The organism is Oceanicaulis sp., assembly GCF_965249665.1.
GTDB lineage: Bacteria > Pseudomonadota > Alphaproteobacteria > Caulobacterales > Maricaulaceae > Oceanicaulis.
Window position 1 is genome coordinate 1,997,435 of sequence record NZ_OZ252247.1, and the last position, 23,159, is coordinate 2,020,593.

The 23,159-nt window shown below is 60.5% G+C and carries 25 protein-coding genes; 14 read left to right on the forward strand and 11 right to left on the reverse strand.

Going from position 1 to position 23,159, the window contains the following annotated elements; genetic code table 11:
* Nucleotides 1-10 precede the first annotated feature (10 nt).
* The 3 genes from ACP154_RS09615 to pseI are packed head-to-tail and all read right to left on the reverse strand — an operon-like array spanning nt 11 to nt 3,146.
* Complete coding sequence (locus tag ACP154_RS09615; protein WP_421859641.1) at nt 11-1,009, reverse strand: hypothetical protein; 999 nt, start codon at nt 1,007-1,009, stop codon at nt 11-13.
* Complete coding sequence (locus ACP154_RS09620; RefSeq protein WP_421859640.1) at nt 1,006-2,088, reverse strand: DegT/DnrJ/EryC1/StrS family aminotransferase; 1,083 nt, start codon at nt 2,086-2,088, stop codon at nt 1,006-1,008. The genes ACP154_RS09615 and ACP154_RS09620 overlap by 4 nt, the downstream gene beginning before the upstream one ends.
* Nucleotides 2,085-3,146 carry a pseudaminic acid synthase gene (gene pseI / locus ACP154_RS09625; RefSeq protein WP_421859638.1) on the reverse strand — a complete coding sequence of 354 codons (1,062 nt, stop codon included), beginning with the start codon at nt 3,144-3,146 and terminating at the stop codon, nt 2,085-2,087. Before pseI ends, ACP154_RS09620 begins: the two co-directional genes overlap by 4 nt.
* A gap of 90 nt (nt 3,147-3,236) precedes the next feature.
* Here pseI and ACP154_RS09630 point away from each other — a divergent pair, with 90 nt between their 5' ends.
* Nucleotides 3,237-3,884, forward strand: coding sequence for a class I SAM-dependent methyltransferase (locus ACP154_RS09630; RefSeq protein WP_421859637.1), 648 nt, complete (start codon nt 3,237-3,239; stop codon nt 3,882-3,884).
* A gap of 3 nt (nt 3,885-3,887) precedes the next feature.
* On the opposite strand, the gene ACP154_RS09635 is transcribed toward ACP154_RS09630, so the two are convergent.
* The gene (locus tag ACP154_RS09635; RefSeq protein WP_421859635.1) at nt 3,888-5,687 is read right to left on the reverse strand and encodes a tetratricopeptide repeat protein; all 1,800 of its coding nucleotides are present in this window, start codon (nt 5,685-5,687) and stop codon (nt 3,888-3,890) included.
* A gap of 167 nt (nt 5,688-5,854) precedes the next feature.
* Between ACP154_RS09635 and flbT the strand changes: the two genes are divergently transcribed.
* The 9 genes from flbT to pseC all read left to right on the forward strand — a co-directional run bounded on the left by flbT (nt 5,855) and on the right by pseC (nt 13,567).
* A complete protein-coding gene (gene flbT / locus ACP154_RS09640; protein ID WP_022699994.1) occupies nt 5,855-6,256 on the forward strand; it encodes a flagellar biosynthesis repressor FlbT in 402 nt (133 codons plus the stop codon).
* 15 nt (nt 6,257-6,271) lie between these two features.
* Complete coding sequence (gene flaF, locus ACP154_RS09645) at nt 6,272-6,622, forward strand: flagellar biosynthesis regulator FlaF (RefSeq protein WP_107712781.1); 351 nt, start codon at nt 6,272-6,274, stop codon at nt 6,620-6,622.
* Nucleotides 6,623-6,848: 226 nt separating this feature from the next.
* Nucleotides 6,849-7,676: a flagellin gene (locus ACP154_RS09650; protein WP_107712782.1), complete on the forward strand. Its 828-nt coding sequence runs from the start codon at nt 6,849-6,851 to the stop codon at nt 7,674-7,676.
* Between the two features lie 349 nt (nt 7,677-8,025).
* Nucleotides 8,026-8,850, forward strand: a complete 825-nt coding sequence (locus ACP154_RS09655) for a flagellin (RefSeq protein ID WP_107712783.1) — start codon at nt 8,026-8,028, stop codon at nt 8,848-8,850.
* 110 nt (nt 8,851-8,960) lie between these two features.
* Nucleotides 8,961-9,785, forward strand: a complete 825-nt coding sequence (locus ACP154_RS09660; protein WP_107712784.1) for a flagellin — start codon at nt 8,961-8,963, stop codon at nt 9,783-9,785.
* A gap of 109 nt (nt 9,786-9,894) precedes the next feature.
* Nucleotides 9,895-10,722, forward strand: a complete 828-nt coding sequence (locus tag ACP154_RS09665) for a flagellin (protein ID WP_107712785.1) — start codon at nt 9,895-9,897, stop codon at nt 10,720-10,722.
* A gap of 128 nt (nt 10,723-10,850) precedes the next feature.
* Nucleotides 10,851-11,234, forward strand: coding sequence for a flagellar protein FlaG (locus tag ACP154_RS09670; protein ID WP_107712786.1), 384 nt, complete (start codon nt 10,851-10,853; stop codon nt 11,232-11,234).
* A 203-nt stretch (nt 11,235-11,437) separates the two neighbouring features.
* Nucleotides 11,438-12,271 (forward strand): flagellin, encoded by an 834-nt coding sequence (locus ACP154_RS09675; RefSeq protein WP_421859632.1) that lies wholly within the window; start codon nt 11,438-11,440, stop codon nt 12,269-12,271.
* A gap of 120 nt (nt 12,272-12,391) precedes the next feature.
* Nucleotides 12,392-13,567, forward strand: coding sequence for a UDP-4-amino-4,6-dideoxy-N-acetyl-beta-L-altrosamine transaminase (gene pseC / locus ACP154_RS09680; protein WP_421859630.1), 1,176 nt, complete (start codon nt 12,392-12,394; stop codon nt 13,565-13,567).
* On the opposite strand, the gene ACP154_RS09685 is transcribed toward pseC, so the two are convergent.
* Both ACP154_RS09685 and pseB read right to left on the reverse strand, forming a co-directional pair.
* Nucleotides 13,564-14,193 carry a pseudaminic acid biosynthesis-associated methylase gene (locus ACP154_RS09685; protein ID WP_421859628.1) on the reverse strand — a complete coding sequence of 210 codons (630 nt, stop codon included), beginning with the start codon at nt 14,191-14,193 and terminating at the stop codon, nt 13,564-13,566. The two genes, pseC and ACP154_RS09685, sit on opposite strands and share 4 nt — an antisense overlap.
* A gap of 3 nt (nt 14,194-14,196) precedes the next feature.
* A complete protein-coding gene (pseB, locus tag ACP154_RS09690) occupies nt 14,197-15,288 on the reverse strand; it encodes a UDP-N-acetylglucosamine 4,6-dehydratase (inverting) (protein ID WP_421859626.1) in 1,092 nt (363 codons plus the stop codon).
* 134 nt (nt 15,289-15,422) lie between these two features.
* Here pseB and ACP154_RS09695 point away from each other — a divergent pair, with 134 nt between their 5' ends.
* Nucleotides 15,423-16,208 carry a glycosyltransferase family protein gene (locus tag ACP154_RS09695; RefSeq protein WP_166643822.1) on the forward strand — a complete coding sequence of 262 codons (786 nt, stop codon included), beginning with the start codon at nt 15,423-15,425 and terminating at the stop codon, nt 16,206-16,208.
* A gap of 112 nt (nt 16,209-16,320) precedes the next feature.
* Nucleotides 16,321-19,086, forward strand: coding sequence for a hypothetical protein (locus ACP154_RS09700; RefSeq protein WP_421859624.1), 2,766 nt, complete (start codon nt 16,321-16,323; stop codon nt 19,084-19,086).
* A 68-nt stretch (nt 19,087-19,154) separates the two neighbouring features.
* Here ACP154_RS09700 and ACP154_RS09705 read toward each other — a convergent pair whose 3' ends face one another.
* From ACP154_RS09705 to ACP154_RS09715, 3 genes are read right to left on the reverse strand one after another with little or no spacing between them, the layout of a single operon-like run.
* Nucleotides 19,155-19,592, reverse strand: coding sequence for a flagellar basal-body protein FlbY (locus ACP154_RS09705; RefSeq protein WP_107712793.1), 438 nt, complete (start codon nt 19,590-19,592; stop codon nt 19,155-19,157).
* Nucleotides 19,592-19,918 (reverse strand): rod-binding protein, encoded by a 327-nt coding sequence (locus ACP154_RS09710; protein ID WP_133725242.1) that lies wholly within the window; start codon nt 19,916-19,918, stop codon nt 19,592-19,594. Before ACP154_RS09710 ends, ACP154_RS09705 begins: the two co-directional genes overlap by 1 nt.
* Nucleotides 19,918-21,021, reverse strand: a complete 1,104-nt coding sequence (locus ACP154_RS09715) for a flagellar basal body P-ring protein FlgI (protein ID WP_107712795.1) — start codon at nt 21,019-21,021, stop codon at nt 19,918-19,920. The genes ACP154_RS09710 and ACP154_RS09715 overlap by 1 nt, the downstream gene beginning before the upstream one ends.
* Before the next feature lie 232 nt (nt 21,022-21,253).
* Between ACP154_RS09715 and ACP154_RS09720 the strand changes: the two genes are divergently transcribed.
* Both ACP154_RS09720 and dksA read left to right on the forward strand, forming a co-directional pair.
* Nucleotides 21,254-21,673, forward strand: a complete 420-nt coding sequence (locus ACP154_RS09720) for a flagellar assembly protein FliX (protein WP_421859622.1) — start codon at nt 21,254-21,256, stop codon at nt 21,671-21,673.
* Nucleotides 21,674-21,835: 162 nt separating this feature from the next.
* Complete coding sequence (dksA, locus tag ACP154_RS09725) at nt 21,836-22,258, forward strand: RNA polymerase-binding protein DksA (protein WP_107712797.1); 423 nt, start codon at nt 21,836-21,838, stop codon at nt 22,256-22,258.
* A gap of 20 nt (nt 22,259-22,278) precedes the next feature.
* Here dksA and ACP154_RS09730 read toward each other — a convergent pair whose 3' ends face one another.
* Together ACP154_RS09730 and ACP154_RS09735 are read right to left on the reverse strand one after the other, a co-directional pair.
* Nucleotides 22,279-22,632, reverse strand: a complete 354-nt coding sequence (locus tag ACP154_RS09730; RefSeq protein WP_424993782.1) for a hypothetical protein — start codon at nt 22,630-22,632, stop codon at nt 22,279-22,281.
* A gap of 146 nt (nt 22,633-22,778) precedes the next feature.
* On the reverse strand, nt 22,779-23,159 hold the full coding sequence (locus ACP154_RS09735; protein WP_421859620.1) for a hypothetical protein: 381 nt from the start codon (nt 23,157-23,159) through the stop codon (nt 22,779-22,781).

Here is a 23,159-nt window from a genome sequence, read left to right on the forward strand (position 1 = left end):
AGGTCGCCGGTCAGGATGAGAGCAACTGGGTAATGGCCTCGGCCGCCCGCGTCATGCCCAGCCCGTCAATCAGTTCTGGGCCTTTTTGACTCAGTGCGGCAGCTTTGGAAGGATCGTCCAGCAAGTCTTTGAGATGTTCTGACAGGGCCGGAATGCCATCACCATTTTCGAAGCCCAGATTGATCAGCGCGCCGCGTTCCGCGAGCCAGTCGATTTCCGGGATGAGGTTTTCAAGCTGCGGGAAGACGATGGAGGGTACGCCCGCTGCCAGCGCTTCATACACGACCATGCCCCCGGTCATGATGGCGGCGGGCGCCCGCGCCAGATGACTGGCGATCTGGTGAACAGGAAGGCCTTGCTTGGCGATTCCACCGTTCAGAACCGTCATCCGCTTGAGGTTTTCAAAGTCGGGAAAGCTTGACCCCACAATCATGATGAAAGGGTGAGGCCTCGCCAGGGCCGGACCATGCTCAGCCAGTTTCATGGCCCAGTCCGCGGCCCGTTCGCCGCCGCCGCAAATGGCGATGACCGGGCCTTTGCGCGCGTCATTGTGACGGGATTTGGCGAAGACCGGCGCAATCAGGGCGTATTCGCCGCCACACAGCGCTTGCCCGCCTTCTCGTAAATTGGGGTAGGTGTGATAGGCCTCAATAACGGTGCCGTTGATCACAAGGTCAGCCGGGGCTTCAGAGCCAAAATCATCCACCATCAGCCTTTTGAGCTGAGGCAAGGCGTCGAGCGCGGCCCACAGCTCCGGGTCATGCGTTGGCTGGTCGACCAGAACCGCGTCGGCTTCGGTCTCGATCACCAGAGCTTTCAGGAAAACGTCCACCGGTCCTTTGAGCGGCACGACCTTGTCGTAGGGGAAAAACTCAGACAGCGCCTCGCCCTGACCCAACACATGCACGCGCGGGCGTTGGGGCAGTAGGTCGATCAGGCGGCTGCAGCGCGCGGCGTGGGCCAAGCCTGTCTCATGGACGGCGTCCACGCGGATGATCAAGGATGTCATGTCAGCGCCTCCAGAACCGGCTCCATCGCGGCGCAGGCCGCGGTGATTCTAGCGCTATCATAGCGCTCATCGAGCCAGAGATTGATGACCGACTGCGCCCAGAGATCCGCATCGGGGTGCGCGTCCTGGGCGGTCAGTTCGGAAAATGATTGTGTCAGGGCGGGGTAATTGGTGCCGGCGTCAAAGCTGTTTGCGCGAAGCGCTTCAATCAGCGGATCGCGCAGAGCCGGCGCGGTTTTCAAGATCAGCCGCCAGGGCGCGGTCTGATCAAGCGCGACCGGGGTGAGGGCGGGGCCGAAACCGCGAAGCGCGGCAAGCCAGAACGCCCGCCGGTCTTGGCGTTCGGTCAGGCGGGCCGGCAAATGGGCGAGCGCTCGGGTGAGCGGTTCCGCTGCGCTGGGATCAAACCCGAAGCGCAGCTGAGACAGCTCAGTCACCAAGGTTTGCTCTATCTCGGCAGAGCGGCCCTGATTGCGCAAGGCGCGCCGCTTCAGCATCAGCTGGTCTTCGGCTTCGGCGGCGGCGTCATCCAGGATTGGATAAGACGTCGCCCGCTGCGCCAGTTCAGCCGCCAGAGTCGCATCTCGGATGATCACCGCGCCGCCCGCACCGGCGTCGAGCACTTTGCCCGCTCCGAAGCTGACAATGCGAGCCAGATCTTCCAAGGGCGCTTGGGGCGTGAAGCTGGAGGCGTTGGCGTCGTTCTCGATGCTGATCCAGCCGTGATCGCTTGCGGCTTTGCGCGCCTGAGTGAAATCAAGGCGAAAGCCGTACAGATGGGTCAGAATCACTGCGCCCGTTCTTCCGGTGCGAGCCAGGCGCTTGATTTGAGTTGCCAGATCAGCGTCCTCATTGACGCCGGTTTCGGCGCTGACCGGCGCCAACCGCACCTCGGATCCGCTGGCCCAGGCGCTGGCGAACAGGCTGGGGCAGGCGTTTGATGGGATCAGGATGACCGAGCGGCCATGAAGGCCCAGCGTTTCAAACAGAGCCAGCAAGGCCGAGCGCGCCCGGCCGAACAGAACGGCGTGGTCGCCGCCAAAAGCGTTTGCGATCTGAAGCGCCGGGGCCGTCGTCATCCCCGGCCATCCACAATCATCGTCCAGTCCAGAGGCTCGCCGAATTCGAGATCGCGTGCGGCGGTGCGTCCCAGAACTTTAGACCAGTCGCGCGGATGCAGACCGCCGCCGGGGCGCACCGAGCGCACATTGGCTTCAGTCAGAACCTCTCCGGCCTTGATGTCAGCGGTCACATAGAGCGAGCGGCGCACGGTGCGCGAGCGCACTTCAGATTGCGCCAGGCCGGTACGAACATGGCCCAGCGCCGCATGGGCGTTGCGGGTCTCTCTCACAAGGCTCGCCAACTCATCAGGCTCAAGTGAAAATTCCGCGTCCGGGCCGCCGTCAGACCGGCGCAACGTAACGTGCTTTTCAATCAGGCGCGCGCCAAGGGCTGTCGCAGCCACGGGCGCCGCAATACCCGGTGTATGGTCGCTGAGCCCGATCGGGATTTGCAGACGCTGGATCAGCTCGGGGATGGTTTTCAAATCCGCCTGCTCAATGGGCGTGGGATAGCCCGAGGTGCAATGAAGGATGCAGAGCCGCTCGCATCCGAACTGACGGGCGGTCAGCACCGCTTCGATAATCTCATCCCAACTCGCCATGCCCGTCGACATCACCAGCGGACGCCCGGTTCGGGCGGCATGAGCGATCAGTGGCAAATCCACCAGTTCAAACGAGGCGATTTTGTAGGCAGGCGGCTCGAACTGTTCGAGAAAATCGACCGCCGTGAAATCAAACGGCGAGGAGAAGACCTCCATGCCGTGCTTGCGTCCGGCTTCAAACAGGGCCGCGTGCCAATCCCAGGGCGTGTGCGCCTCTTCATAAAGCTCATGCAGCTTGCGCCCGTCCCAGAGACCGCCTTCGAGCACAAAGCCCGGCCCGTCATGGTCCAGCGTAATGGTGTCGGCGGTATAGGTCTGCAGCTTCAGCGCATCGGCGCCCGCCTCCGCGCAGGCGTAGATGATCTCTAGCGCGCGCGACAAATCCCCGCTGTGATTGGCCGACAGCTCGGCGACGATCACGGGCGGGCGACTGAGATCTTCGATCTGATCAAACACGGAAGAGGGGGCGGTCATGACAACGCTCCTGCCGATTGTATGGACGTGTTTACTGTTATGATGAGTCTTGGTTCACTAAGAATGAAACCCGGGGGAGAACCGCATTCGATGACCTCAAGCGCGCATAACGCCAAACAGTGGGATGCGTTCTACGCCAGCTCCCAGACCCGCGTTCCCTATACGGATGCAGTGGTGTTCGCCCTGATAGCGCTGTCGAGAAATCCCGATGCGCGGGTGTTCGAGTTTGGCTGCGGCAATGGCCAGAATCTGGGCTTTTTGCGCAGCGTGTTTCACAAGGCGCAGCTTTCAGGCTGCGATGTCTCCGCCGAGGCGCTCATCGCGGGGCGACGGCTCTACCCCGACCTGGACCTGTTTGTCAGCGGCGATGCTCTGGGGCTGAAGCCAGCCTCGCTAGACGTGATTATCGAGCGCGCCACGCTGCAACACATCCCCAAACCCCTGGCCGCGCGCTATGTGCAAGAGATGTATGCGGCCCTGAAGCCGGGCGGCCGCGCCTTTTTCGAAGTCGCCAGCACCGATCATGGCTATGCTGCCCGCGGGGATGGATCGGAAGATCCAGTGTTCGGCCATCGCGTGTTTTACGCTCTGGATGAACTCAAAACCCTGTTCGCCGATTTCCAGCTCGACCAAGTCTATGATCGCCGACGGGCGCGGGTCGAGGGCGCAGAGCTCAACAATGGCCGACCGGTCTATGACGAAGCGGCGTTCCAGCTCTATCTGACTAAGCCGGCTTAGCGATCAGGCGTCCGCGCTGGCTGTTTCTTCGGCAAGCGCCTTGGCGACCTGCTTCATGATGTTGATCCAGTCCGCATAGCCCTTGCCAAAGAAAGAGCGCGTCGTGGTGAACCAGGGCGATCGCCCGGTCCCCATATGCGTCCAGATGCGGCCATGCGGGTGAATGTACCAGATGTTTCCGCCCGCCGCCGCGCCCAGCGAGGTGGTGGCGTTGGTCGGGCCGATCACCAGATCGCAGGCCTTGGCCAGAGCGGTCACCTGATCGAGATCGTTCTTCAGATCGATGCCGTCCAGACTATGCACATCGACGCCGAATTTGGACTTGGCGAAGGCGATATCTTCGGCCGCGTCGCCATATTGAAGGTTCACAAAGGTGACGCCAGGCGTTTTCAGGATGGGTTTCCACAGCTCAAAGGCGGAAAAGTGCTTGGAGCGCTTGGCGTCCATTTTTAGCGATTTCCACAGAATGCCGACTTTCAAGCCGTCGGGGAGTTTCGCCAGCTGTTCGCGCCAGTGAGCGATATCCGCCTCTGGCGGAGACAGGACGGGGGTTGTCGGGAACTGCGTCGTCTGCGTGCGAAAGGCGCTCGCGGGTTGGGCGAAGGGGGTCCAGTAGTCAAATGTCACCGCGTCATCAAAGCCCACGGGAGCGCGCAAATCCTGGCCCTCACGTTTGATGGTGCGGTGTGAGCCCACGATGGCGTCCGGATAGGTGCGCTGGACCATCTCCACCAGGCGTTGCTCCACAGCAATATAGAGCTGGCCCTCCGGCCCAAGAGCGTCGAGCAGGTCATGACCAAGCTGCAGGAACAGGATTTCGTCGCCCAGCCCCTGTTCACCGATCCAAAGCAGCGACTTGCCACGCAAGGCCTGGACATCATCGCCATCCCATCGCGGCGCATCGATCAGAAAATTTGTGGCGTTGGTGTAATCGGGATCCAGCCGGGACTTGTAAAGGGTCCAGCCTTCTTCCAGCTCGCCCATCGCCAGCAGGGATTGCGACAAGCCATGGGTCATGATGATGACGTCTTTATGCGAAGCGGCGGTCTTCAGCGCTTCGCGGAAATGGTGCACGGCCTTTTCAGGTTCTCCCAGCAATTCATAGGCGAAGGCCGTGTTGTGGTGGGCGCGGGCGAAGTCTGACTGCAGACGTAGCGCTTCAGAATAAAAGGTCAGAGCCTGCTCGGGCTCGCCTTTTTCCAGCAAGGTGGTGCCAAGCGAGTTCCAGAAGTCTTTCTCTTCGGGATTGGCGTAAATGGCGGCGCGCAGGATTTCGACGGAATCGTCAAACTTGCCCTGGTCGCGCAGCACGCCCGACAGGCTGATCACGCCCGAGGGATGGTTTGGCGACATTTGAAGAAACAGGCGCAGAAACTTTTCCGCCGCTTCCATCATATCGAGCTTCCACGCCAGCATGGCGAGGTTGAGATAGACTTCAGAGTTTTGCGGATTAAAGCGCCAGGCGCGCTCGTAAAACTGCAACGCCTTCGCCAGCCGCCCCAGTTTCTCAAGACTGATCGCCAGAGCGTGATTGGCCAGCGCGCTTTCCGGCGCCAAATCCACAGCGTCCAGGCACAGCTTGGCGGCCTTGGCGGCGGATTCGCGGTCATCCTCGACAATCCGCATGGCCCGCTTGAGCAGGCCGATCGCCTTGGGCGGCAGGTTGTCCTCTTTTGACTTTTTGGAAGACAGCGCCCGCTGCACGTCAGACGAGGCGGAGCTGTCACGGCGAACCCGCACAGTGCGGACGGCTTCTTCTTCACCGGCCGCCAGTTCCGCATCAAGATCGAGCAATTGGCTCATCGCGCATCATCCCTTGCAGTTTACCGAGCCAACAATGGATGCTTCGATTAAGGTTCTGCTAATACTGTGAGCCGGCGTCACAGAAACGGTTTCTTCACTCTAGCCTGCTTGAGTGTGCGAGGTCGGATGCCGACAGGCCGCGCCGACAATGAAGGGTCAGACATGTCATGCCGCTAAAGCTTTCCTTGAAGCCGGGTGAAAAGTTCGTTCTGAACGGCGCCGTGGTCGAAAATGGCGATCGCCGGGCGACGCTTGTCCTGCAAAACAAGGCGAGCGTGTTGCGCGAGAAAGACATCATGCATGAGCATGAAGTCGATACGCCGGCGAAGCGGATCTATTTCCCGGTCATGATGATGTACCTCTCATCAACCTCTCAGGACGGACTATATGACGAGTTTGTTCTGAGGATGACCGAGTTCATGAACGCAGTGGGCTCGTCAGACGTTCTTTCAGAGTGCGTCTCCGTCAGCCGCGAAGTGATGGCTGGCGAATTCTACAAGGCGCTGCTGCGTTGCAGAAAACTGATCCAGTATGAAGCCAAGCTTTTGGCTGGATCAGACGAGGCATAAAGAGGCTAAGCGTTCATGTCGTATCAGGCCTACAAGACTGCATCTTCGCGCACCGAGGACCCGCGTCAGACGGAATACCGTCTGATCGGCGAGGTCACGCGCGGATTGATGGAGGTCAAGGACGCGCCCAAGACCGAAATCCGCAAAAAAGCGGCGGCGCTCGATCGCAATCGCCGGGTTTGGTCCGCCTTTGCGGCGGATTGCGCCAGCGACCACAATAATCTGCCTGAATCGCTGCGCGCCGGCATCATTTCCTTGTCGATCTTCGTCTCCAAGGAGACGAGCTCGGCGATGCGGGGTGAGACGGATCTGGACACCCTGATCGACATCAATCGCACCATCATGCAGGGGCTGTCGCCCTCCTGATCCGGCGCGTATTGGGCAATTCCGCCCCGCCCGGACAAATTTGCCCGGCAAGGTGCGTCACGCGCGCCTGGTGGTCTATGGTCTGTTTCCAAGCATCTGAAAGATTTAGCTGAATACATGTCGCCCGCGTGCGCGCGGCGGCATGGGGATTGCTCTGCCCTGAGCGGGACAAAATGTCCTTCGGCCGAGAATAGGCCGCTCACTTCCAGAATGGAGGAACCCCACAATGAACGTTTCTGTGAACACCAACTCTGGAGCCATGATCGCGCTTCAGAATCTGAACAAAACCAACATGGACCTGCAACAGACGCAGAACCGTATCAATACCGGTCTGGAAGTCTCCAGCGCGAAGGACAATGGCGGCATCTACGCCATCGCCCAGCGCATGCGCTCCCAGGTGTCCGGTTTTGGGGTTGTTGATCAGATTTTGGACCGGGGTGAGGCGACGCTTGACGTTGCGCTTGCTGCCGGTGAAGCGATCTCGGATCTGCTGATTGAGATGAATGAGAAGGCTTTGGCGGCGTCAGACGCGTCATTGGATACAGCAAGCCGCAGCGCCCTGAATGAAGATTTCAAGGCGTTGCGCGATCAGATTTCGACGATCGTAAGCAATGCTGAATTTAATGGCGTCAACCTGATTGACGGCTCGACCAACTCATTCGTGGCGCTGGCCAACCAGGATGGCTCGAACACGATCACTGTGAGCTCGGAAAACATGTCGCTTTCCGGTTCGATCGTATCGGTGACCACCACGGCGTCGTTCGCGACGGCGACACAGGCCAGCAATATCGCCTCTCAGATCAGCACCTCGCTGGACGCCGTGAACTCCGCGCTTGCGCGTCTGGGCACGAAATCCAAAGCGCTGGAGATCCACTCCTCGTTTGTCACAAAACTTTCTGACGCTCTGGAAAAGGGGATCGGCAATCTGGTCGATGCGGATCTGGCCAAGGAGTCTGCGTCCTTGCAGGCTTTGCAGGTCAAACAACAGCTGGGCACTCAGGCGCTTTCGATCGCCAACCAGCAGCCGCAATCGATCTTGTCCTATTTCGGCTAGGGCGACGGATACAGGCCGGGGCCGCGCTGCGCGGCCCCGGCTTTTTCTTGTCTCGCCGCAGCGTCAGCATTTGATTAACCAAATCATGGGGCGAAGCGCTCCGCCCGCCCGGCAATAACTGCCGCACCCGGCATTATCTGCCGAGCTCGACCGGCAATAACTGCCGCCCCTTGGCCGTAGGGTAAACGGCTTTCAGGTAATCAGATTACAGAAAAACAAGGGCTTGCGACTTGTCCCGGCTCCAAAGAGTGAATCTGGCCCCAGGTTTGCTCCTAGAGGGGTGGACCAGAAGGTCTGGCGGGCAAAAGGCGCGTCACATCAAACGTAGAAACGTTACAGGAGCCAAGAAATGGCGACGATTAATACCAATCCGGGCGCAATGATCGCCCTGCAGAACCTCAACAAGACCAATATGGACCTGCAGCAGGTCCAGCAACGTATCAATACGGGTCTTGCGATCTCCTCTGCAAAAGACAATGGCGGCGTGTTCGCCATCGCTCAGTCCATGCGTGCTGACGTGGCCGGTTATAATGCCGTGTCGCAATCACTGGATCTGGCGCAATCGACTGTCGACGTCGCGTTGGCGGCTGGCGAAGCCATTTCAGATCTGATGATCGAAATGAAAGAGAAAGCGCTCGCGTCCACGGATGCGTCGCTGGATACGGCGTCACGCAACGCTTTGAACGAAGATTTCACCGCCCTGCGCGATCAGATCGGCACCATCGTGGCCAATGCCGAGTTCAACGGCACCAATCTGATCTCCAACGGTGCAGCGGACATTACGGCGCTCGCCAATGCTGACGGCTCCAACACCCTTACGATTGGCGCTGAAGACCTGAGCTTGACCGGCGGTACGCTGTCGATTGGCGCGGCCAGCTCTATTGACAGCGTTGCAAACGCATCCACCGCTGTGGCGGCGATCGAAGCCGGTCTGGACAATCTGAACTCTGCTTTGGCGCGTTTGGGCACCGGTTCCAAGTCTCTGGAAATCCACTCCACTTTTGTCACCAAGCTGTCTGACGCCCTTGAACGGGGCATCGGCAACCTTGTCGACGCGGATCTGGCGAAGGAATCCGCCCGTCTCCAGTCGCTGCAGGTCAAGCAGCAGCTGGGCACCCAGGCGCTCTCCATCGCGAACTCCGCGCCGAGCTCGATCCTGAGTTACTTCCGGTAATTCAGCCCCAGTTTCGGCGAGGGCTTCGTAGAAAATGGAGCCGTCGCCGGAGCCTTGGCGCGCAAAAAGCGTGTCGTAACCGTAGAAACGGAACTTGAAGGAGCCAAGAAATGGCGACGATCAATACCAACCCCGGGGCGATGATCGCCCTGCAGAACCTGAACCAGACCAACAAAGATCTGCAACAGGTTCAACAGCGCATCAACACCGGCCTGGCGATCAGCTCGGCCAAGGACAATGGCGGCGTGTTCGCTATCGCCCAGTCGATGCGCGCCGACGTGGCGGGCTACAAGGCCGTCAATCAATCGCTGGACCTGGCGACGTCCACCACGGACGTGGCCCTGGCTGCCGGCGAGGCGATTTCTGATCTCCTGGTGGAGATGAAAGAGAAAGCCCTGGCCTCCGCTGATACGTCCCTGGACGCAGCGTCCCGCAATGCTCTGAACGAAGACTTCACGGCTCTGCGCGACCAGATCGGCACCATTGTGGCCAACGCCGAGTTCAACGGCACCAATCTCATTGAGAACGGCGCCACCGCGATCTCGGCTCTGGCGAATGCGGATGGGTCCAACACCATCACCATCGCCGCGGAAGATCTGAGCCTGACCGGCACCACGATCACGATTACGGCTGCTACTCAGATCAACACGACGACGCTGGCCAATGCGGCCGTGTCCGCCATCGAGACCTCTTTGGACAATCTGAACTCCGCCCTGGCGCGCCTGGGTACGGGTTCGAAGTCCCTCGAGATCCACGGCACTTTCGTCAACAAGCTGTCTGATGCGCTTGAAAAAGGCATCGGCAACCTGGTCGACGCGGATCTGGCCAAAGAGTCTGCTCGCTTGCAGTCCCTGCAGGTCAAGCAGCAGCTGGGGACTCAGGCGCTCTCGATCGCCAACTCGGCTCCGAGCTCGATCCTGGGTTACTTCCGGTAATCCCTAAAGTCTCGATGGGGGCCCCATAGAAAATGGGGGCCCCTTCGAAGAGTGATGCGCAAAAAGCGCGTCGTAACCGTAGAAACGGAACATTTGAAGGAGCCAAGAAATGGCGACGATCAATACCAACCCCGGGGCGATGATCGCCCTGCAGAACCTGAACCAGACCAACAAAGATCTGCAGCAGGTTCAACAGCGCATCAACACCGGCCTGGCGATCAGCTCGGCCAAGGACAATGGCGGCGTGTTCGCTATCGCCCAATCGATGCGTGCCGACGTGGCGGGTTACACAGCTGTGGGCCAGTCGCTCGACCTGGCGCAATCGACCGTGGACGTGGCTCTGGCTGCGGGTGAAGCCATCTCCGATCTGCTGGTGGAAATGAAGGAAAAAGCGCTGGCTGGCGCGGACTCCTCTCTGGACACCGCCTCGCGGAGCGCTCTGAACGAAGATTTCAAAGCGCTGCGTGATCAGATCGGCACCATTGTCGATAACGCCGAATTCAACGGCACCAACCTGATCAACGGCACCCAGACCGGCGGCATCTCGGCTCTGGCCAATGCTGACGGCTCCAACACGCTGGATATCGGTCAGGAAGTGATGTCGCTGGGCGGCACCAATGTCACTGTGGCGGCGACCGCGTCGTTCGACACGGCGGCGGCGGCGTCTGGCCTGGTGGCCACGATTGAGACCTCTCTGGACAACCTCAACACGGCTCTGGCCAAGTTGGGCACCGGTTCGAAGTCTCTGGAAGTTCACAAAAGCTTTGTGGGCAAACTGTCTGACGCTCTTGAAAAAGGCATCGGCAATCTGGTTGACGCGGATCTGGCGAAAGAATCCGCCCGTCTTCAGTCGCTGCAGGTCAAGCAGCAGCTGGGTACGCAGGCGCTTTCCATCGCGAACTCTGCGCCGAGCTCGATCCTGGGTTACTTCCGGTAATCCATAGCGGAATTGGCCGGGGCGTTACGTGGGGTTCCTCCCCGGCCAGTTTCTCAGATGACTACGCCTGACAGAGCAAGGGAGACAATAGGAGGCGCCGACGCCGCCAAAGCGTCGACGAAAAGGATATGAATATCGGCAACATCATACCGGTTACAAACGCCCAAGGCGTCGCTCCGGAGCCAGATCAATCCGAGAAAGCCGTCGCCGGCATGGCCAAGCGCGGTCAGATCGGCGGTGAGGAAACCGATAAATCCGTCGCTGAAAAAGGCGCGGCTGTGGTGCAGAAATCCGCGGACCTTGAGCGCATCGAGGCCCTGCGCGAGCGCGTCAACGCCAGCTTGCGGACCCGGCTCCAGATTGATCGCGAGGAAGAGAGCGGTCAGTTCATCTACCGTCTGTTTGATCCGGAAACCGGTGAAGTCATGCGTCAATGGCCGCCGGAAAAATACATGGATCTGGTCGCGTTTCTGAAAGACCAGCAGGGCGGCGTTGTTGACGAGCGCGTTTGACCTCTCGGCAGATTTGACCGCTTGCAGCGGCAAGAATTAACCACGTCCAGCGCCTCCTGAGGTCTGGCGTGCTTCGTCGTATTTGTGCAAATATCTGTTTTAAATCATTTTTCAGCGGTATGGCCTGATTGGCCCGCTGATTGCTCCTGATACTCCCGAGCGGCCGTCGAATGCGGCGCAGTTATGCAATCGGGAGAAGACCAATGGCGCTCAGCGTCCATACCAACACCTCAGCGATGATCGCGCTGCAAAACCTCAACAAAACCAATGAGGACATTCAGGGCGTCCAGAGCCGGATCAATACCGGCCTGCGTGTGACAGGGGCGAAGGATAACTCCTCCGTCTATGCGGTTGCGCAAGGCATGCGTTCCGACATTGGCGCGCTGGGCTCCGTCAAATCCTCGCTCGACCGCGCTGTTTCCATTGGCGATGTGGCGATTGCGGCGGGCGAGTCGATCTCTGACCTGTTGATCCAGATGCGCGAGAAAGCCACGGCCGCGCTTGATCCGTCTATCGACACGTTCTCCCGCCAGGCTTATGACAGCGACTTCAAGGAACTGCTCGATCAGGTGAAAGTCATCCTGACCAATGCAGAATTTGACGGCGCGAATCTTCTGAACGGATCCCTGACGAACGGCATCGCCTTCCTGGCGGATGCGGACGCGACGCGGTCGGTCACTTTGGAAGGCCAGGATCTGTCGATTTCCGGCTCCATCATCACCCTCGCGAACAATTCCAGCCTGGGCACCGTGACCCTGGCCGGCAATGTGGTCAGCGCCATCCAGGCCAGCCTCGATAACGTCAACCAGGCGCTGGCCAATCTGGGGTCTGATCTCAAGAAGATGGAAGCGCACCGGACCTTCGTCGGCAAACTTGAAGACAGTCTGACCGAAGGTGTAGGCAATCTCGTTGATGCGGACCTCGCCAAGGAATCCGCGCGATTACAGGCCTTGCAGGTGAAGCAGCAGCTCGGGGTTCAGGCGCTTTCGATCGCCAACTCAGAACCTCAGATCATTCTGAACCTGTTTAACGGCTAACCCCGTCCTGAAATCTCCACCACGGCGAACCGTCCGACTTCTCCCGATGTCGGGCGGTTTGTTGTTTTCAGCGCGAGGCTGACTCAGCACAATGTCGTCCGGACTTAGCGGAGCGTATTCATGAGCGACGGTTTTCTGCCCTATGGCCGGCAATGGATCGACGATGACGACATCGCCGCCGTCACCGCCTGTCTCACCTCTGATTTTCTGACGACCGGCCCCAGGGTCGACGCCTTCGAGTACGCTTTCGCACAAGCGGTCTCTGCGCCCCATGCCCTCAGCTGCCATTCGGCGACGGCTGGCTTGCATCTCGCTTATGACTCTTTGGAGCTGGGGCCGGGGGATTGCGCCATAGTTCCAGCACTGACCTTTGTGGCGACGGCGAACGCTGCGCGATACTGCGGCGCGGATGTGGTGATCGCGGACGTGGACCCGGAGACGGGCTTGATGACGCCGGACACGCTCGCTGAGGCTCTGCAGCGGTCCCGGGGACGGGCGAAGCTGGTTGCGCCCGTTCATCTGGCCGGCGTCGCCTGCGATATGCCCGCGCTGAGCGCCCTGGCCCGCGATCACGGCCTGTCGGTGGTGGAGGACGCTTCACATGCCGTGGGGAGTCTCGATGAGACGGGTGCGCCAGTGGGCGCATGTCCGCATTCAGACGCAGCCGTCTTCTCGTTTCATCCCGTCAAGACGCTGGCGTGTGGGGAGGGGGGCATGGTGACCACGCGGAACCCCGAGACAGCGGATCGGATCGCCCATGCGCGCTCTCATGGCGTGGTGCGCGAACCGGGCCGGTTCGAACGCGCGGACGGCCAGGCCGAGCCCTGGTGGTATGAAATGCAGGCGCTGGGCTGGAACTATCGCATGCCTGACATCAATGCGGCGCTAGGATTGTCGCAGCTCAACAAGCTGTCGCGCTTTGCGCAGCGCCGCCGTTTACTATCTCAGCTTTATGATGAGGCCCTGTCCGGCCTTGCGCCGCTGGTGCTGTCGCCCGCTGGGCGTGAGAGCGTCGATCCTTGCCGTCACCTCTATAATGTGCGGATCGATTTTGACGCAGCGGGCCGGAGCCGCGCCGATGTCATGGACGCGCTGCGTGCAGACGGGGTCGGGACTCAGGTCCATTACATCCCCGTCCATCACCACCCGTATTACATCGCCCTGTACGGCGAGCAGACCTTGCCGGGCGCCGATCGCTTTTACGCCCGCACGCTGTCGCTTCCGCTCTATCCGGCAATGTCTGACGCAGATCCGCACCGGGTGGTTTCAGCGCTGAGATCAGTGTTGGGGCTCTAGGCGGGGCGCTTTTCCAACAGCGCCCAGGTCGAGTTGTCCAGATTTCTGGTGCGCTTCCAGCTGAACCCGTCCGCCACCACTTCCAGATCGTTGAAACGGTCCAGGAAGAAGCCGGCGAAGTCACGCTTCCACAAATGATCGGTCATGCCGCGATAGACGATTTCGACCGGGTCGGGATTGAAATACTCCGACACCAGGATGAAGCGCTTGGAGACGCGATACATCTCGTCCGCCACCTTGCCGAGATTGTCAGGGTGGACGTGAATGAGCACGCCATTTGTGAAGACGAGATCCATGCTCGCATCATCAAACGGCAAATCCTCGCCTCGGCCTGCGCGTACATGCGTCTCAGGCAAAACGCCGTCCCGGATCACTGTTTCTCGCGCGCTGTCATTGGGTTCGACCGCGAATAATTCGGCATCGCTCACGCGTTGCAGGGCGCGCTGGTTTAAGCCCAGATTACAGCCAATCTCACAAATCGTCTGCGGCTCGCGGGTCCCGAAAGCATCCAGCCATCGCGCCCAAAGACGGGTGCGAGCCCGGATGCGGAACTCTTCTGCGCTACAGCGTTGGGTGTATTCGTCGCCAAACGCACCCGACCAGGTGTTCACAGGATCATGGGTCATGGATCAGGCTTTCAGCGCAAGCTTTTCGTTGAGGATGGTCTGCAGGGCGCGCGCGTCCAGGCGCTCCGGGTTGGAATCCGACTGGTATTCAAACCCTTCAGGCACAGGCACGGCGCCGGCGGCGAACCATTCCGCCCGCAGCCGTTCGGAATTATGCGGCAAGATCACATACCGATCCTCAAGCTCCACCGTGGAGCGGGAATCATCTTCGGGCACCATGACTTCGTGCAGCTTTTCGCCCGGGCGGATGCCGACCATCTTGTGCGGCAGGTTGGGCGCGATCGAGCGCGCCAGATCCACGGTGCTCATGGAGGGGATTTTGGGGACGAAAACTTCGCCGCCCTTGGCCATGTCCAGCGCAGACAGGACGAAATTCACGCCCTGATCCAGGGTGATCCAGAACCGGGTCATACGCGGGTCTGTGATCGGCAGATGGTCCGCACCTTGAGCAACGAGTTTCTTGAAGAATGGCACGACGGAGCCGCGTGAGCCGACCACATTGCCGTAGCGCACCACAGAGAAAGTCGGCCCGTCTTCGCCGCCCATATGCTGGGCGGCGGTGAAAATCTTGTCAGACGCCAGCTTGGACGCGCCGTACAGATTGATGGGGCTGGCGGCTTTGTCGGTGGAGAGGGCGCACACATGCTGCACCCCGCGCTTGATGGCGGCGCGCACAACGTTTTCCGCGCCAAACACGTTAGTACGCATGCATTCAAACGGATTGTATTCCGCGATGGGGACATGTTTCAGCGCAGCGGCATGAACCACCACATCAACGCCGCGCATGGCCATATCCAGCCGGCCCTCATCGCGCACATCGCCTATGAAATAGCGAAGAAAGCGGTGTTCTTCCGGGCTGAAACGCTGCGCCATCTCATATTGTTTGAGCTCGTCCCGCGAGAACACGATCAGCTTTTTAGGCTTGTATTCGTTGATCACGGTCTGGACGAAATGGTGTCCGAAGGACCCCGTGCCGCCGGTGATCAGGATGGTCTTTCCATTCAGATCAATCCGCGGATTGCGAAAGTCACGCCCCAGAAACAGGCGGTTGACGTCATCGTCCGCAGTTTTCGAGGTTTTTGGAGGCTGGCTCATTGAGATGACTTTCCATGGGTCATGGACACTTTCATGACGCCACGATCCGGGGCGTCGGTTAACGGCCCGTTAGGCGCGGTAAATCCATACTGGGATTCGAAGAAAGCAAAAGCTTTCCAGTCTTGGGGGACATGATGGGCGCGACTGTGATCGTTCAGGCTGGCAGCGGACCCAGCGCCCTTCCGGATCGTGAACTTGTTTATCTGGGCGATCGAACCGCCCTGGCGTGCGGGCTTGAACGCGCCCGCCGCATTCCGGGCGCCGATCTGGTGGTCTGCGCCGTCCCTGATGATCGCGAGCATGATCTGATCGCAGAAGAAGCGTGCGACAGCGCCGTGATGGTGGTGCGCGGCCCCGCAGCTGACCCCTTGGGCCTTGTGGCGCAGGCGGCGCGCGAAGCCGGCGCGTCTGTTGTCGTGCGGATCACCAGCCAGTGCCCTGTGATCGATCCTGTCATTGCTGGCGGCGTTTTGGCGCTGTTGACGGATGCGCGCGCTGATTACGCGTCTAACACCATGCCGGCGCGCTTCCCGCATGGGCTGGATTGCGAAGCTTTTTCCGCCCTGCTGCTCGATGAAGCGGACCGCAAGGCGGATACGCTGGCCGAGCGGCGCTCGGTCACCGGCTGGATGCGTCGCAATCCCGATCTGACCCGCGCCAATCTGACAGGCCCCGGCGGCGGGCTTGAGCATTTGCGCTGGATGCTGGAGACGCCAGAGGATGCAGCTTTCCTGCAGGCGATCTTTGCAGAGCTGGGTGAGAAGGCGCTGACGGCGACCGCCGCCGAGATGGCGGCGTTGTGCCTGCGCCGTCCGGATCTGAGTGAATTGAACGCCGACCGGGTGGACTATGCGAGACTGGTGTCGCCCGAACGCGCTAGCGTTGAAACGCGGCCCATGCGGTTTCCCTTCGCCGCTTAGAAGTTTGGCGGCTCGTTCACCTTAAATCCTAACGGTTTGTTTGCAGGTCGGGCGCTAGTCTGCGAGTCGGTGCAAAAGGTGTATCGCGCTTTACAGGTTCGGGCCGAAGACCATGGTCATTTCGTCCAATCTTCTCAGCGCCTGGTATGGCGCGCAGAATGCAACGGCGTTGTCTCGGACGACGGCGTTCTCACAGTCTGCGGCCAATGCTCAAAACCCGAACCGCTCGTCTTCCAGCGATGTGTTGCCGCCCTGGGATGTGCGCGGCGAGATCGAAGCCCTCGACGTGCTCAAGCGCAGCGCGCTCGCAGACGGCGTCTTCTTTGACAAAAAGCTTGGTGATTTCGCCAGCCTGGATGTGGGTGAGGACGAGAAACAGCTCTTCGCCATGTATCAGGGCTTGCGCCGCTTGCAGGCGCTGGGCTCTGAAGCTGCTGAAAAGGGCACGGCGGACAGCCGGCGCGATTTTCTCGATCGCCGCTTTCAGGAGGGCCTGAACCAGCTCAACACATTCTTTGGCGATCTCTCCCTGGAAGGGGTGACGGTGCTCAAAGGCGAGGAATTATCCAAGGCGGAGAGCAGCCTGGCGATCTCGCGCGGGATTTCCGAATACGTTACGCCGATTGTTCATTCAGGCGCCTTCGACGCTGAAGTGGCCGGTTTTCAGGGGGATGTCTCCTTCACCATCAGTGTGAAGAAGTCCGGCGCGACCACGCCCGTGGCCATAGATCTGGCCAATATGGGCGCGACGCCGCGCACACTCGACAATGTCGCGGCCTTCATCAACACCGAGCTTGAAAACGCGGGCATGCTCAGCCGGATCGAACGGGTGAAGATCGGCGAGGAAGACGATAACGGGATCATCCCGGGCAATAATTTCGGCTTCAAGATCAAGGGCATTCTGACTGAAACCCTCAGTTTTGCGCCCGCCTCCGGCAATCCGGCTGTTTATATGGCCGGCGTTTCCGGCGATACAGACGGCGCAGGCGGCCAGCTGACCAAATATGTCGATATCGCCAATGGCGGCGATGCTGCATTCATGCGTCGTATCGATGCGGACGGCAGCGTGACCACCTCCGACGTCGCCGTGCCGGGCGGAGAAGAGGGCGAAACCGAAACCCGCACCCGGACGGAATCCAATCCGCTGCGCATACTGGACTCCGTTCAGGGCGCGGATGGCGGACTGTATGTGGTCGGCTATGCTGAAAACGGCGTGGCGGGCCAGTCGATCAAGGGCGAGCAGGACCTGATCCTGATGCGCTACGACACCACCGGCAAACAGGTCTGGGCGCGAACACTGGGTGCGGGCGGCACGGCGGAAGGCGCTTCGATTGCGCTGGACGCCAACGGCAATGTGGTGGTGGCGGGCTCCGTCGAGGGCGCGTTGGGCGACACGACCGAGTTGGGCGGCACGGATTCCCTGGTCTCGAAATTCTCCGCCGACGGCGTTGAGCAGTGGACCAAGCGCTTTGGCGGCAACAAGGATGACGAAGCGACGGCAGTCAGCGTCGGCGCGGACGGCACGATTTACATCGCGGGACAGACCAGCGCGCCTGTGGGCGGTGTGGTCAATGCGGGCAAGTCGGACGGGTATCTGCGCGCGCTCGATGAAAACGGCGCGATTCTGTATACGCGCGCTGCGGGCGCCAGCGCCGAGAATGACGCTGCCAAATCCATCGCCCAAGCGGCTGACGGCGGATTGATCGTCGCTAGCGAAGTGAACGGCAGCGCCGTGCTCACCAAATACGCCGCTGGCGATGACGGAACGGGTGCGCCGGTCTGGACGCTGGATCTGGGCGATCTGGACGATGGCCGTATCGGCGAGATCACCGTGGCCGATGACGGCGCGATCTATCTGGCGGGCGCTGCGGGCCCCGCCTTCTCGCCCAGTGCGCCGATTGAAGCGAACGCTGGCGGACGCGACGCCGTGCTGGTCAAAATCTCTGACGGTCCGACCGCCAGCGTCGACTTCACGACCTTCCTGGGCACGGCCGAGGATAATTCCGCGACCTCCGTCACGGTCAGCAATGGCGTGGCCTATATTGCCGGCAAGACGTCTGGCGCGCTGCCGGGGCAGACCCAGAACGGCGCCCGAAACGCCTTCGTCGCAGGGCTGGACACCACCAGCGGCGCGGTCACCTTCACCCAGCAATTGTCCGGGCGCGGCGGACTGTCTGAAGCCAATGCGGTGGTGGTTGATCCCACGGGCGATAATGCGCTCGACAAGCTCGGCTTTCCAACCGGCGAAGTGCGCTATGCCGACAGCCGCGTGATCACCGCGCGCTCGAGCGTGCGCGAAGGCGACCATTTTTACATTTCCGTGGATGGCGGCCGGAAAAAGAAGATCACCATTGATGATGACGAGACCATGCGGTCTTTGACCTTCAAGCTGAACGCGGTGCTGGTCCTGGACGGGACGTCTGATGTGCGGCGGTCGGCCAATGGCGACATGTTGCGGATCAAGCCCAAGGAAGGCGTGAAGATCGAGCTGTTCGCCGGGGATGACGGCCGCAACGCTCTGAGCGGTCTGGGTCTCCCTGAGGGGGCGATCATCGGCAAGTCGTCGCTTCTGGATGAGGACACCACCTCGGATGCGCCTGAGGTGTTTGCGCTGGAACTGCCTGCCTCTCTGTCGATCTCGGATAAGGATAGCGCAGCGAAGGCGCTGGAAGCCCTGACCCAGGCCCAGTCCGTGATCCAGCGCGCCTATCGGGATCTGACGACCGATCCGGCGCTGAAGGCGCTTCTGGACGGCCCGCAAGCGGGCAAACGCGGCGGTACGGTTCCGTCCTACCTCACAGCCCAGGTCTCAAACTATCAGGCGGGGCTGGAACGCCTTCAGAGCGGTGGTGGCGGCAGCACGCTGGGCCTGTTCTAAGAGCGTTTGCTCTGCACACAAAAAACCCCGGAGCCGCGCTCCGGGGTTTTTTGTAGTCCAGATTTGGATCAGACCGTCTGGTTATAGGCGAGGGCGGAGACGCCGCCTGCTTTGACGCCAGGGCCGTAGCCGACCTGGGTTTGTTGCTGGCGGGCGGCTTCATCCGCAATGGCTTTGACCAGGCCTTCAGTCAGCACTTTCAGGGCTTCAACCGCGGCGCCGTTGCGCGCCAGGGCGTCTTCGAACGCCCGGGTGGAGGTCTTCAGCTTGGCCTTGAGGTCGGGATCAATGCCAGCCAGACGCGAGCGGTCCTTGCTGGCGAGTTTGGTTTCGGTGCGATAGAGCGTCGCCAGCTTGGTTTTCTCGGCCTGAAAGTCCACAGCCTTATGAGGCATGTGTGCGTCAAACAGCTCGGTTTCCTGATCGAGCAACTCGGTCAGCCGGCCCGTCAGCTGGATCAGCGCCTGGGCGCGTTCGGTCGGGTTTGCAGCCGCCAGTTCAGTCATCACGCACCTCCTTGTTCTTGCATGGCCAGCATTTCGCGCATGACGGAATCAGCCAGGCCGATGCCGCCCGCCTTGGCCATCACCTTGGCGTATTCTTCATTGAGCATGGATTTGAAGGCGTTCTCGCCGGGGCCGCCGCCAAAGCTCGACTCGGTGGTCTCCCCCAGCATCTGCTCCATCATCTGGGACAGAAACACTGCTTCGAAATCCTCAGCCGTCTTGCGGATCTGGTCAGGGGTTTGGGCCGCGCTCGACCGGGATGTGGAGGCCGGGCCGCGGGCTGCGAGCAGCGCGTTTTGCATCTGGGCGTCAAGCAATCCGTCCATTAGAGCACCTCGATTTCAGCTTGCAGCGCGCCGGCGGCCTTGATGCTTTGCAATATGGTGATCATGTCGCGCGGACTGACGCCGAGGGCATTGAGCCCATCCACAAGTTCACGCAGGCTGACCGTGCCGTTCAGCACGCCCATTTCGCGCAATTCTTCTTCCACATTCACATTGGTGCGCGGCACTTCGACGGTTTCCCCGCCATCGGCAAAGGGCAGGGCCTGGCTGACTTGCGGGCTCTCGGTGACCGTGATGGTCAGTCCGCCCTGAGCGATCGCGACGGTGGAGACGCGGACATCTTCGCCCATCACGATGGTGCCGGTGGACTCATCGATGACCACGCGGGCGCGCATATCGGTCTCGACGCGCAATTGTTCGACCTCGGCGATCAGCGCAACCATGTCGCCTTCAAAATAGAGCGGGCGGGTCAGCGCGACGGTGGAGGGGTTCTGCGCCGCTGCGGCCTCAGCGCCCAGAAAGGCGTTGATGGTCTGGGCCATGCGGCGCGCGGTGGTGAAATCGGGATTGCGCAGCGCCAGGCGGATTTGCGCCTGTCCGGCCAGATCCCAGTCCAGTTCCCGCTCAATCACGCCGCCATTGGCGATCCGGCCATTGGTGGGCACGCCGCGAGTGATCGAGGCCCCGTCGCCCTCGGCGGCGAACCCGCCCACAGCCAGAGAGCCTTGCGCCACGGCATAGACATCGCCATTCGCGGCCATCAGCGGCGTGGCGATCAGAACCCCGCCCTGAAGGCTGTCTGCATCCCCCAGTGCGGACACCGTGACGTCGACACGAGAGCCCTGCATGGAAAAGGGCGGCAGCTCGGCGGTGACGATCACAGCCGCCACATTGCCCGTGCGCAGATCGGCTTCTCTCACATTGATGTTGAAGCGTTCCAGCATGGAATTGAGGGCCTGCCGGGTGAACACCGCATTGCGCAGCGTATCGCCGGTGCCGTCCAGCCCGACCACCAGGCCATAGCCCACCAGCTGGTTATCGCGAACGCCTTCCACATCCGCGATGTCCTTGATTCGCGGATTGGCCGCGGCAAGCGGCGCTGCGAGGCAGAAAAGCGTGAGGCAAGCGATTAACAGGCGGGTCATGCTGGCGGAATTCTCCGACGGGTCAGGTTTCTACACCTGTCCCATTGCGAGAACCATGCCAGTTTGCTGTCCGTCAACGTGTTGAAAAATATAGAGGGTGGCTGGGAAAGCCTTGCCGAGGCCGCAGTATTGCATGGGGCGAGGGCAAATCCTGCCGAGTGAGCGCTTTAAGCACTCATTAAGTTTGATTAAGCACAGTTGTCTCATGCTTTGAGAGGATTCGAAGGGCATCATGAAGGTTAATTCATCCCGGCCCGTACAGGGGGCGTCCGGCGCCAAGCGCAAAAATGAAGCGTCGAAAGCGTCGGGTTTTTCACCTGAGAGCGCGTCGTCACCAAGCGGATCTGTTTCGGCCTCAGCGCTGAGCGGGGCCTCGGCCATCGGCTCGGTTGACGCCTTGCTGGCGCTTCAGGGCGCAGGCGACGCGGTCACCGCCAAACGCCTGGCGACCGAGCGGGCCTTCTCTCTTCTTGATATTCTGGACGATTTGAAACTGGCGCTTCTGGACGGCGTGCTGCCACGAGCTACGCTGGTCAAGCTCATGGAGACGCTGCAATCACGCCGCGACGCCACCCATGACCCACGCCTGGAAGCGGCGCTGGACGAAGTGGAAATTCGCGCTGCTGTTGAATTGGCCAAGCTAAGCGCCTGATCGCATTGCCAGAGGGGGCGGTGCGACCGTCACATCTTCATCATCGTCGAGGTGAATTTGCTCTGTCACCGTATGAGCAGATTGACTTGAACTTGACGGTCGATATTCTCCGCCGCGCTCAGGCCGGCGGGGGCTGCATACGGAGACGGTCTCATGAGTGTTATGGATTCAAGCATCGAGCTGCCGACGGGCTACCGTCCCAGCGAGTCCGAACCCTTCATGAATGAACGCCAGAAAGAATATTTCCGGCGGAAGTTGTTGGCTTGGAAGGATGAAATCCTTCGTGAGAGCCGTTCGACACTTTCAAACCTTCAAGAAGATATTGGCGCTTTGCCCGACCTTGCGGATCGGGCGTCGACGGAAACCGATCGCGCGCTGGAGCTGCGGGCGCGAGACCGCCAACGCAAGCTGATCTCCAAGATCGAAGCGGCGATACGCCGAATCGAGGAAGACGAGTACGGCTATTGCGAGGAGACTGGCGAGCCGATCTCTCTGGCGCGTCTGGACGCCCGTCCTGTGGCGACGCTCAGCCTTGAGGCCCAGGAGCGTCACGAACGCTCCGAGCGTGTCCACCGCGACAATTAGAGACGCTGGCGTCAGGTCTTTCAGGCCTGACGCGACCAGCTTTCACGGCTCTTGAGAAATTCGAGCGCTTCCCCGGCGTGGGCGAAGGCTTGCGCGTTAATGCCTGCTGCGTTGAGCAGTTTTGTCGTTCGCGCCGAGATCACAAGCGTGCTTGGATTGTAGACGTAAGCGAGCTTGACCCGCCGAGGGAAATGCCGGATCGCGTACTCCACACGTTCATTAAATTCCGTCAGTGTGTAGCTGATTTGGGACTGGCTGTGATCAAAGAGCACGCCAGTCCACTGAGGGTCTGCCTCCAGTCGCTGGCAAATCGCAACCAAGCCGGGTTCCGTCTCGGCGTTTGTCTCCAAACCTGTAATATTATATCGCAGCACACCGATCTCAGGGAGCTCGATGCGTTCAAGTGAGTACGTTCTCATTCTGAGAGAGGCCTGTCGGCAGCGAAAAATCTCTGCCAAGCGTGCCCCGAACCGGGCTTCGATTTCCTTAATCAGATGATCGGGCGGCCTGGGCCGGGGCGTTATTCACCGTCCTCGTTCGTCGCAAAAGATAGCGCCGCGTCAAAGTCCTCGAACGCTCGCGTGACAAATCCTGCTGATTTCATAAGGCGCGTGATATAGGCCGCATGCATGAGGTTGCTGTGATCATAGACATAAGCGACCCGGACATGCGCGGGCAGGGCCTCGCTCAGGGCTTCCGCGACCTTGGCGAACTGGCCCACCGTATGGTCAAACCGGCAGCCCTGATAATTCATGATCAGCCCCGAATAGCCGTGATCGTGCACGCGCTGGCCGAGCTTTGGCGCATTCGCAAGGCTCTGCGCTGCAGTGTTCACGCCCGTCATGTGAATGCTCAAGACGCGGCCGTCTGAATGCTCGGTCCGCGTGAAGGTCATGCTCAT

Excerpts from the sequence above, each read along its gene's own strand:
- ACP154_RS09635 (WP_421859635.1), bottom strand. The coding sequence starts at position 5,687 with ATGAGCCAATTGCTCGATCTTGATGCGGAACTGGCGGCCGGTGAAGAA.
- ACP154_RS09615 (WP_421859641.1), bottom strand. The coding sequence starts at position 1,009 with ATGACATCCTTGATCATCCGCGTGGACGCCGTCCATGAGACAGGCTTG.
- ACP154_RS09655 (WP_107712783.1), top strand. The coding sequence starts at position 8,026 with ATGGCGACGATTAATACCAATCCGGGCGCAATGATCGCCCTGCAGAAC.
- ACP154_RS09710 (WP_133725242.1), bottom strand. The coding sequence starts at position 19,918 with ATGGACGGATTGCTTGACGCCCAGATGCAAAACGCGCTGCTCGCAGCC.
- ACP154_RS09715 (WP_107712795.1), bottom strand. The coding sequence starts at position 21,021 with ATGACCCGCCTGTTAATCGCTTGCCTCACGCTTTTCTGCCTCGCAGCG.
- ACP154_RS09650 (WP_107712782.1), top strand. The coding sequence starts at position 6,849 with ATGAACGTTTCTGTGAACACCAACTCTGGAGCCATGATCGCGCTTCAG.
- ACP154_RS09695 (WP_166643822.1), top strand. The coding sequence starts at position 15,423 with ATGGGCGCGACTGTGATCGTTCAGGCTGGCAGCGGACCCAGCGCCCTT.
- ACP154_RS09670 (WP_107712786.1), top strand. The coding sequence starts at position 10,851 with ATGAATATCGGCAACATCATACCGGTTACAAACGCCCAAGGCGTCGCT.
- ACP154_RS09705 (WP_107712793.1), bottom strand. The coding sequence starts at position 19,592 with ATGACTGAACTGGCGGCTGCAAACCCGACCGAACGCGCCCAGGCGCTG.
- ACP154_RS09685 (WP_421859628.1), bottom strand. The coding sequence starts at position 14,193 with ATGACCCATGATCCTGTGAACACCTGGTCGGGTGCGTTTGGCGACGAA.
- pseB (WP_421859626.1), bottom strand. The coding sequence starts at position 15,288 with ATGAGCCAGCCTCCAAAAACCTCGAAAACTGCGGACGATGACGTCAAC.
- ACP154_RS09675 (WP_421859632.1), top strand. The coding sequence starts at position 11,438 with ATGGCGCTCAGCGTCCATACCAACACCTCAGCGATGATCGCGCTGCAA.
- ACP154_RS09620 (WP_421859640.1), bottom strand. The coding sequence starts at position 2,088 with ATGACGACGGCCCCGGCGCTTCAGATCGCAAACGCTTTTGGCGGCGAC.
- flbT (WP_022699994.1), top strand. The coding sequence starts at position 5,855 with ATGCCGCTAAAGCTTTCCTTGAAGCCGGGTGAAAAGTTCGTTCTGAAC.
- flaF (WP_107712781.1), top strand. The coding sequence starts at position 6,272 with ATGTCGTATCAGGCCTACAAGACTGCATCTTCGCGCACCGAGGACCCG.
- ACP154_RS09720 (WP_421859622.1), top strand. The coding sequence starts at position 21,254 with ATGAAGGTTAATTCATCCCGGCCCGTACAGGGGGCGTCCGGCGCCAAG.
- dksA (WP_107712797.1), top strand. The coding sequence starts at position 21,836 with ATGGATTCAAGCATCGAGCTGCCGACGGGCTACCGTCCCAGCGAGTCC.
- ACP154_RS09735 (WP_421859620.1), bottom strand. The coding sequence starts at position 23,159 with ATGAGCATGACCTTCACGCGGACCGAGCATTCAGACGGCCGCGTCTTG.
- ACP154_RS09665 (WP_107712785.1), top strand. The coding sequence starts at position 9,895 with ATGGCGACGATCAATACCAACCCCGGGGCGATGATCGCCCTGCAGAAC.
- pseC (WP_421859630.1), top strand. The coding sequence starts at position 12,392 with ATGAGCGACGGTTTTCTGCCCTATGGCCGGCAATGGATCGACGATGAC.
- pseI (WP_421859638.1), bottom strand. The coding sequence starts at position 3,146 with ATGACCGCCCCCTCTTCCGTGTTTGATCAGATCGAAGATCTCAGTCGC.
- ACP154_RS09700 (WP_421859624.1), top strand. The coding sequence starts at position 16,321 with ATGGTCATTTCGTCCAATCTTCTCAGCGCCTGGTATGGCGCGCAGAAT.
- ACP154_RS09660 (WP_107712784.1), top strand. The coding sequence starts at position 8,961 with ATGGCGACGATCAATACCAACCCCGGGGCGATGATCGCCCTGCAGAAC.
- ACP154_RS09630 (WP_421859637.1), top strand. The coding sequence starts at position 3,237 with ATGACCTCAAGCGCGCATAACGCCAAACAGTGGGATGCGTTCTACGCC.